Below are 12,088 nucleotides of genomic sequence, written 5' to 3' on the forward strand. Positions count from 1 at the left end.
AATTTAATTAGGGTATTAAAATAGTATACTAATAACGCTCAGAAAAAATCTGAGCGTTATTAGTTACCATGCATCAATCGAACCCGTTACTCTTGTTAGTTTGCTTTTTTAAGTTTAAGAGCTGTTTTAGGAGCAGGGCTTTTTTTGACAATATATAAACCGCTAAAAATAATAAGTCCTCCAAGAAGCTGCATAGCATTGATGGTTTCTCCAATGGCTACAGCAGCAAAAACAACGGCAAACAAAGGAATAACATACATGTAAACCATTACTTTTGTAGAGCCAATTTTTCCAATTCCTACATACCACATCACCAGCCCGTACACCGTCACGAACAAAACAGAGTATGCCAGAGAACTCCAGCTGCCTATATCTGTTGGCCAGATAAGCGTTTGATAGGTGAAAAGACAGTAGACAGTAAGCGGAATAGCTCCGATTAAAGCAGACCAGGCAGTCACGCGTAAAGCAGAATATTTTACGACTAAAGGTTTTGCTAAAATCGGGTACCAGCCCCAAGCAATGGCTGCCACAATCCCCATGATGTTTCCAAACCATGCAAGCTGCGACAGGGCATGACTCGAGTGACCAAACAGCAGTACAAACGCAGCCCCGAAAAAAGCAAGCACAGAGCCTAGCTGTGTTTTTAACGAAAAAGCTTCATGCTTATATAATATAGCTAAGATTCCTGTGAAAATAGGAGACATCGAAATAAGTAAAGAAGCATTTGTAGCTGTCGTATACTTAACAGATACCATAAACAGCGTTTGATAGAGCGTAACGCCTACTATGCTGACCGCTATTAAACGTCCCCAGTCTTTTTTTTCGATACGAATGCCTCGCTCTATTATTCCTGTAATAAGTAAAAGAATAGGAGCAACCATTATAAAACGCAGTGCGCTAAATTGAATGGAAGACATATGAGCAACTCCAAATTTTCCGATTGTATAATTGGCTCCCCAAATTAACGCCACGGATAATAATATCCATTCCAGCCAGCCTTTTTTCATGTAATCACCTCGAGTAAGTATAGAAACTAAATAAGTGCGAATATCCTTAGTTACAAAGTATACAGGAAGAAATTATGTAAAAGGCCAGCCAATTCAGCTATTTTTATCTCATCCACTTGTTTTTAATACAAACAAAAAAGCAGCTGCATTAGCTGCGTTCATGACTGTTATCCACATTGTTCTATCTCATCTAACCGCACAAGTTCGACTTTAAAAGCATGATCAATCGGTCGAATTTCACAGTATCCTGAATCATATACGTGAATCAGTACAAAGCGTTTGCCTTTATATAACACTTCTTTGTAGGCTGTCACGAGATACACCCTTTCTTTTCATAGGTTTGTTTTTCATTCTATGAACAAAAAACGGCGTAATTGCCTAATATAAAAATAATCTTTACGGTTGATAAAATTGCTTGGCAAAACAAGTTCGTTTATACTGTACTGTGATTCTAGTCTGCTTACTAGAACAGCTTTAGCACAGAGATAACGAAACAAACCAGCGGTACATAAGGAGCAGCACATGGATATTAATTATTTATATACATTTAAAGAAGTAGCGAAGTGGGGGAGCTATACACGAACGGGCGAGGAATTAGGGTATGCTCAGTCAAGCGTTACCACTCATATAAAAAAATTAGAGGATCATTACGGTCAAAAACTATTTGAACGAACAGGACAAAAAATGAAGCTGACTCAGCCTGGTGAAGAATTGCTTTATTATGTGAATCAAGTAACCGAGTTATTAAATGAAGCAAAAGAGCGCCTTACTACGAATGAAGATGCTAGAGGAACAGTTTCAATAGGAACCGTGGAGTCGCTGGCCGCTTATTTTATTACACCGTATATTCGTGAATTAAAAAAGCAGCACCCTTCTCTAAAGATTATGCTAGAAGCGGGTTTATGTCCAAATTTAACACAAGGGATTATTGACGGAAAGTATGACGTAGCCGTTTTGCTTGATCGCCTTCAAACCTCTTCAAGTTTAGAAGTGATTCCTATTCGAAAAGAAAACATGGTTATGATTGCTTCGCCTTCGCATTTTTTTAGTGAAAAAAACAACGTTGTAATGGAAGAGCTTGAAGGTGAAACCATCATTTTAACCGAGAGTGGCTGCCCTTATCGTACGCTTTTAGAAGAGATGATGCGCAGCAGGGGTATTCATATGCAATCGGTGATTTCATTTAGCAGTCTTGAAGCAATTAAACAGTGCGTAGCGGATAATTTAGGTATTGCTCTTGTGCCAGAAATAGCGGTAAAACAAGAGATTGAAAATGGAAAACTGATTAAAATCCCGTTTGACCATGAAGAATTTTATCTTTATTCACAGCTCATATTCAAAAAGAAAAAATGGCTGACGGCACCCATTCAACACTTGATTTCACTTGTACAAGAAGGTTATCAAAAATATTGATAATAGATATAGAGAATCTTCAATAATGATGAAGCTGCTTTCGTGATACACTTTTTACAAGAAAAGAAAACTAGAGGTGTAGAACATGAATATATTTTTGCAGCACAATCCTACCAAATTATACTTTGGAAAAAATCAAATTACGAAGCTATCGCAAGAGCTTGCTTCTTATCATAAACAAGTAAACGTTCTGTTAGTATACGGAGGAGGAAGCATCAAACAAAATGGCGTATACGACGAAGTGAAAGCTGAACTTCAGTCTATTAACGCAGTTGTTCACGAGCTGTCTGGTGTAGAACCGAACCCTCGTTTGACTACGGTAGCTAAAGGCGTTGACATATGTAAAAAAGAAAACATTGATTTTCTCTTAGCCGTTGGGGGAGGAAGCGTGATCGATTGTACAAAAGCTATCGCAGCTGGAGCCGTGTATGAAGGGAATACATGGGACTTAATTACACGCAAAGTAGAGATTACAGGTGCTCTTCCTTTTGGAACGGTCTTAACACTTGCGGCAACAGGATCTGAAATGAATTCAACTTCTGTTATTACAAATTGGGAAACAAAAGAAAAGCTAGGTTGGACGTCTTCTCATGTATTTCCCGTCTTTTCTATCTTAGATCCGGCGTACACGTTTTCAGTGCCGCGCGATCAAACCGTCTATGGAATTGTTGATAGTATGTCGCATGCGCTTGAACACTATTTTCATCGTACAGAAAATACGCCGATGATCGACGGCTTTATTGAATCATTGCTAAGAACGGCTGTACAAGAAGGTCCTAAGCTTCTTACAAACCTGACTTCTTATCAGTATCGTGAAACGATGATGTATATCAGCACGACGGCGTTTAACGGAAGCTTAGCAAACGGAACGGACGGGGGAGACTGGGCTACTCATCGTATTGAACATGCTTTGTCGGCCGTGTATGATATTCCCCACGGAGGCGGCCTTGCTATCTTGTTCCCTAATTGGCTGGAGCATGTGCTAAAAGAAGATCCTTCTCGTGTAAAACAACTGGCTGTAAACGTATTTGGCATCAACCCAGAAGGAAAAAGCGATGAAGAAACAGCAATGGAAGGTGCAAAAGCGCTTCGCACTTTCTGGAATGACTTAGGAGCCCCGAACAGCTTGCGTGACTATGATATTGATGACTCTGAATTTGATGCGATTGTTGAAAAGACCTTTGTAAAACCAGGTGTTGGTACTTATAAAGAGCTTGATTATGCAAGCGTTCGAGATATTCTAGAAAGATCCAAATAAAAAGACGAGCTGCCTGCTCGTCTTTTTTATATGTACTTAATAATCCATTAGAAAATAAAGAAAGAGAAAAAAGCACAGCAAGATGCAGCCTGCTCCTACCGTTATTTCGGAAAAACCTTGAATAAACGTATTTTTGGGAATGCCTCCTTCATTTTGTAGCTGAAATACGCGTTTTCTTTTGCGCTCATGAACGATTACCAACGAACCAAAAGCAACCGATAATAATGTAAAGAGCGGCACCACAATTAAAAACAGCTTAATAGAATACGCCCAGTACGATATATAGAGCGTATAATACATTGCTCCAGTACTTAAGGCAAAGAGTAGTAAAGAAAATAAAAACCACTTCGTAAAACGGTTTTTGCTCATGTATGGTTCACTTCCTTTTATCAAGTGCGTCTTATGATGTAGACAATAAAACACGTCTATCATTTTACCAAAACTTTTTGGTACATTCTATTTTAGCGGAAAAATAGGGTTTGCAAGTTTCTTAAAAGTGGTATAGTTCCTAAGAACTATCCGTGTATACATACAAAAAACTGATGACAAATGAGGGAGAAGATGAGCTATGGGGTGCGACGCGTGTCTGCCAATTAGGACAGGATATACGGTTTCTTTTCAGCAATCAAGGGATGCAAAGAAATTGGAAAAATACTTTAAAGATATTTCTCAAAACCAATGGAAGACTCTTGGAGAAGATATGATCTGGATGAGGGAAGATATCTTTTGGAATTTTATGGATTATGTTCATCAGCATCTAGACCCTCGGCATGTGTGGGCTTTAGAAGCCAAGCAGCGGAGCCCGTTTGAAAACCTGCGGCGTATGGAGCCGATCACCGCTTTCCAAAAAATGAAAGATGCCTTGTGGATTGATGAGCTGATTGAAGACAAGCGAATTTGCTCGTATTATCAGCCGATTGTATCGGTTGATCATGAACGCGTGCATATCGTTGGCCACGAAATTTTATCAAGAGGATTAGAAGAAGACGGAAGTATTATACCTCCTTTTAAAATGTTTGAAGCTGCTCAAATAAGAAATAAAACCTTCGCTCTTGACCGAGCCTGCCGCTTAGAAGCTGTAAAAAATGCTAGTATTATTGATCATCAGCTGATTTTTATTAACTTTATTCCTACAGCAATATATAACCCTGAGCATTGCTTAGCATCTACATTTACATTAATTAAAGAATTGAATATAAAGCCCGAGCAAATTGTGTTTGAAGTGATTGAAACGGAGGATGTTCAAGATATTGAGCATTTGAAAAACATTTTGAATTATTATCGCTCCCACGGATTTAAATATGCTTTAGATGACGTAGGAGTTGGTTATAATACGCTGAATCGGCTTTTAGAAGTGGAGCCTGACGTCGTGAAATTGGCATTTGAATTCACAAACGGAGTCAGTAAGAATGAGAAACAGAAAAAAGTGGCCCAAGAGATGTTAGCTATCACCCATAAAATGGGGGCACAGGCTCTTGCAGAAGGGGTAGAAACAGAAGAAGATTTAAAATGTCTGATAGAGATGGGTTATGATTTGTTTCAAGGGTATTATTTTGCAAAGCCTAATCCTAAACCGTTAAAAGAGATTCATTCTATTTACGTTTAGCAGCCAAAAGCAGAAGAACAGAAACTTCTGCTTTTTGTATGAATGAAAGTAAGAATACTCAAAAAATAAACAATTCACTTTCATTTTGCTAAATAGTTTACAGAGAAAGAGAAGTGCTATAAGATGATAAATATTAATTCTTAGTATTTCTATCAGAAAAGGAGTGGATGATTTGGCACAAACGTTGCACTCATCATATAAATCAAAGCCAACTACTGTTGTAACAGAATTAAGCCCTATGCAAAAGCCGTTATTTGCAGGAGGGGTTATAGCAGCGGTTATTTTACTTCTAGCGATTGTGCTAATGACTGATTGGACGCAAGGTGTGTTATTTATTATCGGTCTAGCACTAGGAATGACGCTTCTGTACGCACGTTTTGGCTTTACATCAGCATTTCGCCGACTCGTATCTGTCGGCAACGTTCAAGGCTTGCAAGCGCATATGCTTATGCTAGCGATTGCGTCAACGCTGTTTGCTATTATTTTAAGTACAGGCTTTAGCTTTACAGGGGTAACGCCAAAAGGATATGTTTCACCTGTAGGAGTCAGCGTGATAGTTGGTTCATTTATGTTTGGAATTGGCATGCAGCTAGGAAATGGATGTGCCTCAGGAACGCTGTATTCGTTAGGCGGTGGCTCTTCTTCCATGATTTTAACGCTTTTAGCCTTTATTGTAGGCTCTATGTTCGGGGCGTATCATTTGCCATTTTGGCAAAAACAACCTTCACTTCCTCCTATTTCATTAGCTGAATCGACAGGCCTTGGTTATTTTGGTGCTTGGATTGTACAGCTTATCGCGTTTGCAGCGATTTACTGGATTACGATTCAAATTGCCAAAAAGAAAAATCCGCCTATGATGAAGCAGCTTCCTACGACAAAAGGGTGGAAAAAGATCATTCGCGGCTCTTGGCCTCTATTCACTGCAGCGATTGTGCTGGCTGTATTAAATGCATTAACGCTGGCTGTAAGAGGAAATCCTTGGGGTATTACTTCTGCCTTTGCTTTATGGGGCGGAAAAGCAATGATGGCAGCTGGAATAGATGTATCAAGCTGGGGATTTTTCCAAGGTGCAAATGGAGAAGCGCTAACGCAAAGTGTGCTAGCAGACTCTACCAGCGTATTGAATTTTGGGATCATACTAGGCGCTTTCATTTCAGCGACGGCTCAAGGAACGTTCAAACCAGGAAAGATTAAACCTGGCGTTGCAGGAGCAGCTGTTGTTGGAGGCCTTTTAATGGGATATGGTGCGCGTCTTGCTTTTGGCTGTAATATTGGCGCTTACTTTGGCGGCATTGCTTCATTTAGTCTTCACGGATGGGTATGGATGGTTATGGCGATGCTAGGTACAGGCTTAGCACTATTTATCCGCCCGTTATTTGGACTCAAAAATCCTAAATCTAATGATTCGATTTGTTAAGTTTAAATAAAACCTTCTTTGCATGAGCAAAGGAGGTTTTTATTTTAGGTGATGTTTGGAATCGCTCTGCTATTTTGTGAATCACTTGAAGTTTAGTACAGCTCATCAGTTTTCTCCGCAGCGTTTGCGCTGCTTTTCTCTTAGCCAAATCCTCTTGTTCTAACCCAAAAAGAATATAAAAACTTCCTTTTTTTATAAAAATTTCACTTATTTTGCCGATAAAACAGGAGAATTGTATGTATTTGGCGAAATAAGCAGTAAACACCAAGTCCAGACACAGTTATCAAAACGTAAAAAGGGGTTTTAACGTTACATGAACAAGTATTTAAAAAAAGCTGTTATTTATGGAAGTTTGTGTTTTTTATTGGGAGCGTGCGGAGGAGCAGGAGAACAAACCTCTTCTGAGCCGCAGAAAAAAGAAGAAACGGTAAAGTCTAAAGAAGAAGCGAGTAAAAAAGAGAAAAAAGACGCAATCAATACAACTATTAAAGTTAGCGCAGCAGGAGATTTTACCTTAGGAAACGATGAAAGCTTTGGGTACGATTCTACTTTTAACGACGTAGCAGCAAGAAATGGCCTGCCGTATTTTACGCAAAATGTAAAATCGATCTTTGAGCAAGATGACTTAACAACGGTTAATTTAGAAACAACGCTGACAACTGCGACGGAAAAAGCAAGTAAAACATTTCGTTTTAAAGGTGATCCTTCGTTTGTAAATATTTTAAAACAAGGAAGTATTGAAACCGTTAACTTGGCTAATAATCATACGCATGATTATTTACAGCAAGGATATGATGATACACGAGAAAACTTAAAGAAAAGCGGAATAGGCTATTTTGGCTATGAAGATACATATATTACAACGGTAAAAGGAGTCAAAGTAGGATTGCTTGGATATCCGGGCTGGGATGACACAAAAGAAGTAAGAAGTCAGATTAAAGACGGAATTAAGTCTTTAAAAGAAAAAGGCGCTAAAATTATCATTGTGCATTTCCACTGGGGATCTGAACGACACTATGTTCCTGATACAGCGCAGCAGGCACTGGCGAAGTATACAATTGATAACGGAGCAGATTTAATTTTAGGTCATCATCCTCATGTTGTTCAAGGAATTGAAGAGTACAAAAATAAATTTATTGTCTATAGCTTAGGAAACTTTATGTTTGGCGGAAACAAAAATCCAAGTGATAAAGACACATTTGTATTTCAGCAGACGTTTACGATTAAAGATGGAAAGCTAACGACAAACAAAGACATCAATGTCATTCCATTCCGCATTTCTTCCACAACTGCGCGAAACGACTACCGACCTACGCCTTTAACAGGAGCAGAAAAGGATCGAGTGAAAAATAAACTGATTGATGTTTCCAATCAAATCAAACAGGAAAAGTGGACGGTCTACGATGAAGATAGTAAATGAAGCTCTCAGCACTGAGAGCTTTTTTTTATAAAATAAAGCAGAAATAACTAAAAAAATGATATAATGTAAAAAAATAGATAAAAGGTGGAACTATGGTTAATATAGGTGATATTATTTTTCAAATTCTTATGCTGCTGATTCTTATAGGCGGAGCAGGGATAATTATTGCATTTATTATAGGTATAAAAAGATTGATTCAAAGGCAGGGAGCAAATGAAAAAAGGCTTCAGCGAATAGAGCAAAGATTAGATGATATGCTGAAAAACAAAGAGTCTTGACTATACAGAAGCACTGTGAACACATCAGTGCTTCTGCACTTGACATTTTATAAAAAAGCAGTAAGATATGTATACATCGTTTATATAGGGAGGAAGTTACATGGCAAAGTCAAAAGCAAAAAAAATGCGTGATAAAATGACGCGTGAAGGAAAGCGAAATCCAGAATTAAACCGCAGCCTGTTTGTATTTGCAGACATGGAAACGCGCAAAACTAAAACAAAGCAGGAAAAACTTCAGCATCGGCACACAAAACATAAAAAACGATTATCAGACGGAGCGTACAGTACCGGAGATGATCGTTTTTTTGTTTGCATTTAATTTATCCACAAAATGAAAAAGAGCTGTTTCACTATCTATCTTTCTGTACTCTGCCCCAAACATTTTTACTGTAAACTTTCATAAAAAACCCTTATGATAGTAAAAGAAGGAGATGAACTAGGAATGCTTACGATTGAAAAAGTACCTAAAAACCAAGCGGGCGTTTTGCAAAATTTGTATTCTCTTTATCTCCACGATTTATCTGCGTATACACCTTCTTTAGATATTCGCGAAGATGGAGCTTTTCATTTTGAAGAGCTGCCCCTGTTTTGGAAAGTAGAAGGCCTCTCGCCATACTTTATTAAAGTAGATGATAAGCTGACGGGCTTTTTTTTACTTCTTGAACAGCCCGCACTTCAGCAAGAAGCAGATTACTGCATCAATGATTTTTTTATCTTAAACAAATACCGAGGGCAGGGCATTGCTTCTAAAACGGTAAAAGACATTTTCTCTCATCGAAAAGGAACGTATATGATTATTGAGCTTGCAGGCAACAAGCGGGCTATTTCATTTTGGAAACATATTTATGAAAGCTTACATATTTCCTTTCAAGAAAAGAAAATTGAACTTGACGGAGAGCTAACTCTTGTTCAAACATTTAATGTGTAAAGAGGTTGAGACATAACGAAATGAACCCAATTGAAAGATGAACAAATGAGGTACATGAGCTGGACTGCTTGTTAAAACGCAGTTGATTTCCATGCAAGGCTTCGCTTTCCGCGGGCGGCCGCTGAGCCTCCTCGTCGCTTTCGCTCCTGCGGGGTCTCATCTGTTCCGCTTTTCCCGCAGGAGTCTTCGCCTTGCCCTCCAATCAACTGCTAGAAGGAACGAAACAGATAAAATTATATGCACAATCACAAAAAAACGAGCCACTCATCAAACACGTTGATTAATGGTTCGTTTTTCACTTGGGCTAAAATACTTTTGTCCCAGCCTTTTTTATTAAACTAAATATTAACAATTTTCAACAAATTATGTATAATTAAAGATGCTTGTCGACATTTATTCACAGGAGTATTCCTGTAAAGGAGGAGTAAAATGAAAGCGTTATCTAATTTCTTTACGGCGCTTGTGCAGCGTTTTTTACCTGATCCGTTTGTATTTGCTTTAATCCTGACGCTGATTTTATTTGTATCAGGTATTGTTTTTACTCCTCACGGGCCGATTGAGATGGTTCAGTTTTGGGGAAGCGGCTTTTGGAACCTTCTTGCATTTGCGATGCAAATGAGCTTAGTGCTTGTCACAGGGCATGCGCTTGCTAGCTCGCCGCTTGTAAAGAAGTGGCTTGTAAACATAGCACTGTTAGCCAAAACTCCGGCGCAAGGGGTTATTCTGGTCACGCTAGGCGCAGCCATGGCCTGTATGATTAACTGGGGGTTTGGCTTAATTGTAGGTGCGCTGTTTGCGAAAGAAGTAGCGAAACGCGTGCCGGGATCTGATTATCGGTTTTTAATTGCCTGTGCTTACATAGGGTTTTTAACATGGCACGGAGGCTTGTCAGGTTCGATTCCTCTTGTCGCTGCTACACCTGGAAACCCAATGGAAAAAACGGCTGGACTTATTCCACTGTCAGACACAATTTTTACAGGCTACAACTTATTTATTACCCTCGGATTATTAATTGTCCTTCCTATTATGACAAGACTGATGATGCCGACGGGAAAAGAAGTGGTAGAAATTAATCCAAGACTATTGGCAGAAGATGAAATGGCTCCTGCTACAGTTGTTGAGACAACTTCTTCTAAGCCAACATTTGCTGTACGCATGGAGAACAGTAGGTTTTTAAGTCTAACAATTGCACTTCTTGGGTATTCATATTTAATTTATTATTTTGCTACAAACGGTTTTAAAATGGATATCAACACAGTGAATTTATTGTTTTTTACGACGGGTATTTTACTTCACCGCACGCCTTTATCCTATATGAATGCCGTTTCCAATGCTGCGAAAGGAACCGCTGGAATTGTGATTCAGTTTCCATTCTACGCAGGTATTCAAGGCATGATGGAGCTATCAGGCTTAGGCGGGAAGCTAACGAACGCATTTATCTCGATTTCAAATGAAACGACATTTCCGTTTCTTGCGTTTTTAAGTTCTGGCGTTGTGAACTTTTTTGTTCCGTCAGGAGGAGGACACTGGGTTGTACAAGGACCTTTTATTATGCCGGCAGCTGAACAGCTCGGCGTAGATCCGGGAGTCGCTGCGATGGCCATTGCTTACGGAGAAGCATGGATGAATATGGCGCAGCCGTTTTGGGCACTACCTGCACTAGCTATCGCAGGGCTCGGAGCACGCGATATAATGGGCTACTGCGTGACGACCTTAATTGTATCAGGCTTTATTTTTGCTATAGGACTAACGTTTTTTTAATACGAAAAGGTCAGCTGAAAAGCTGACCTTTTTTCATTACTTTTTCTTTCCGAGCGTATCTATCTACTTTATAAACCAACTTCGCGCGCACTCCAGTCCCAAAATTCTTCTGCAAGCCGTTCATTTTTTGCTCTTGAAGAAGGAGGAGTCACGCGTTTTTTATAAAAATAAGCGCCGCTAATATGCGTCACTTCAGGACTGTCTGCTAAATAAATAGCTGTTTCGGCACCTTGAAGAGGTGTTAAAAAGAAAGGGCGAAGCACGGCGTGAACGCTTTTTCCAAAACCCGTTTGACGATTAACGCCGATAGCGGTAGAGACTGCACCGGGGTGTAGGCAATTTACGGTTACAGAAGTATCTTTTAGCTTTTTACTTAAATGGACCGTAAATAAATTATTCGCTAATTTAGACTGAGAGTATCCTCGCCATATTCCGAATCCTGTTGTTAAGTGAGGGTTGTTGAAGTCTATTTTTCCAGCTTTATGAGCACCGGACCCAACGTTTATAATGCGTCCCTGTTGAGATTTTTTCAGCGGATCTAAAAGTAAATTAGTTAACAAAAAGTGACCCAAATGATTGACACCAAGCATCATTTCGAATCCGTCTTGTGTTGTTTCCCGCTTAACTGTCACGACGCCCGCGTTATTAATGAGCACATCAAGCACGCTGTAGCGAGACATAAAGTCATTACTGAAAGCCCGGATACTGTCAAGAGAACCTAGGTCGCAGGTCATAAGAGATATGGAATCCGATCCGCTTTGACGCTTAGCTTCTTCTAAAGCCGTATTTCCTCTTTCTTCATTTCGGCATACCATAATGACTTCGAATCCTTTTTTAGCTAGTTCAATCGTTGTGGCCAGCCCCATTCCAGAATTGGCACCCGTAATTAACGCTTGTTTGACTGTCATGCGTATGTTCCTCCCAACTACATCTTTTTTCTAGTGTATAAGATAAGAAGATACGCCGTCCACTTCTAGCTTTTCTTTCATACATACTTTAA

13 protein-coding genes and 1 pseudogene are annotated in these 12,088 nt (G+C 39.4%); 9 read left to right on the plus strand and 5 right to left on the minus strand.

The genetic code is table 11. The annotated features are described in order from the left end of the window. Positions 1-95: 95 nt before the first annotated feature. Both MMB69_RS10315 and MMB69_RS10320 read right to left on the minus strand, forming a co-directional pair. Positions 96-1,007, minus strand: coding sequence for a DMT family transporter (locus MMB69_RS10315; RefSeq protein ID WP_013057507.1), 912 nt, complete (start codon positions 1,005-1,007; stop codon positions 96-98). A 167-nt stretch (positions 1,008-1,174) separates the two neighbouring features. Beyond that, positions 1,175-1,321, minus strand: coding sequence for a hypothetical protein (locus tag MMB69_RS10320; protein ID WP_013057506.1), 147 nt, complete (start codon positions 1,319-1,321; stop codon positions 1,175-1,177). 208 nt (positions 1,322-1,529) lie between these two features. On the opposite strand from MMB69_RS10320, the gene MMB69_RS10325 reads away from it, so the two are divergent. Continuing rightward, positions 1,530-2,420: a LysR family transcriptional regulator gene (locus MMB69_RS10325; RefSeq protein WP_277447652.1), complete on the plus strand. Its 891-nt coding sequence runs from the start codon at positions 1,530-1,532 to the stop codon at positions 2,418-2,420. 85 nt (positions 2,421-2,505) lie between these two features. Next, the gene (locus MMB69_RS10330) at positions 2,506-3,678 is read left to right on the plus strand and encodes an iron-containing alcohol dehydrogenase (protein WP_098113144.1); all 1,173 of its coding nucleotides are present in this window, start codon (positions 2,506-2,508) and stop codon (positions 3,676-3,678) included. Between the two features lie 36 nt (positions 3,679-3,714). Here MMB69_RS10330 and MMB69_RS10335 read toward each other — a convergent pair whose 3' ends face one another. Continuing rightward, the gene (locus tag MMB69_RS10335) at positions 3,715-4,047 is read right to left on the minus strand and encodes a hypothetical protein (protein WP_033579345.1); all 333 of its coding nucleotides are present in this window, start codon (positions 4,045-4,047) and stop codon (positions 3,715-3,717) included. A gap of 199 nt (positions 4,048-4,246) precedes the next feature. Between MMB69_RS10335 and MMB69_RS10340 the strand changes: the two genes are divergently transcribed. From MMB69_RS10340 to MMB69_RS10365, 6 genes and pseudogenes are all read left to right on the plus strand, one after another. Beyond that, positions 4,247-5,284, plus strand: coding sequence for an EAL domain-containing protein (locus tag MMB69_RS10340; protein ID WP_277447653.1), 1,038 nt, complete (start codon positions 4,247-4,249; stop codon positions 5,282-5,284). 172 nt (positions 5,285-5,456) lie between these two features. After that, the gene (locus MMB69_RS10345) at positions 5,457-6,701 is read left to right on the plus strand and encodes a YeeE/YedE family protein (RefSeq protein ID WP_099331099.1); all 1,245 of its coding nucleotides are present in this window, start codon (positions 5,457-5,459) and stop codon (positions 6,699-6,701) included. 313 nt (positions 6,702-7,014) lie between these two features. Continuing rightward, positions 7,015-8,121 (plus strand): CapA family protein, encoded by a 1,107-nt coding sequence (locus MMB69_RS10350; RefSeq protein WP_014459640.1) that lies wholly within the window; start codon positions 7,015-7,017, stop codon positions 8,119-8,121. A 92-nt stretch (positions 8,122-8,213) separates the two neighbouring features. Beyond that, on the plus strand, positions 8,214-8,399 hold the full coding sequence (locus MMB69_RS10355; protein WP_277447654.1) for a DUF4083 family protein: 186 nt from the start codon (positions 8,214-8,216) through the stop codon (positions 8,397-8,399). A gap of 100 nt (positions 8,400-8,499) precedes the next feature. Next, a pseudogene (locus MMB69_RS10360) lies at positions 8,500-8,734 on the plus strand (hypothetical protein). Between the two features lie 107 nt (positions 8,735-8,841). Beyond that, complete coding sequence (locus tag MMB69_RS10365) at positions 8,842-9,327, plus strand: GNAT family N-acetyltransferase (protein ID WP_277447656.1); 486 nt, start codon at positions 8,842-8,844, stop codon at positions 9,325-9,327. A gap of 71 nt (positions 9,328-9,398) precedes the next feature. On the opposite strand, the gene MMB69_RS10370 is transcribed toward MMB69_RS10365, so the two are convergent. Continuing rightward, on the minus strand, positions 9,399-9,533 hold the full coding sequence (locus MMB69_RS10370; protein ID WP_277447658.1) for a hypothetical protein: 135 nt from the start codon (positions 9,531-9,533) through the stop codon (positions 9,399-9,401). 223 nt (positions 9,534-9,756) lie between these two features. Here MMB69_RS10370 and MMB69_RS10375 point away from each other — a divergent pair, with 223 nt between their 5' ends. Then, positions 9,757-11,088 carry a TIGR00366 family protein gene (locus tag MMB69_RS10375; protein ID WP_277447659.1) on the plus strand — a complete coding sequence of 444 codons (1,332 nt, stop codon included), beginning with the start codon at positions 9,757-9,759 and terminating at the stop codon, positions 11,086-11,088. A gap of 68 nt (positions 11,089-11,156) precedes the next feature. Here the strand turns inward: MMB69_RS10375 and MMB69_RS10380 are convergent, their stop codons facing one another. After that, entirely contained in the window at positions 11,157-11,996 is an 840-nt protein-coding gene (locus MMB69_RS10380; protein ID WP_277447660.1) for an SDR family oxidoreductase, read from the minus strand. Positions 11,997-12,088 lie beyond the last annotated feature (92 nt).

The sequence above is a fragment of the Priestia sp. P5 genome (assembly GCF_029522155.1).
GTDB classification, from domain to species: Bacteria; Bacillota; Bacilli; order Bacillales; family Bacillaceae_H; genus Priestia; species Priestia megaterium_E.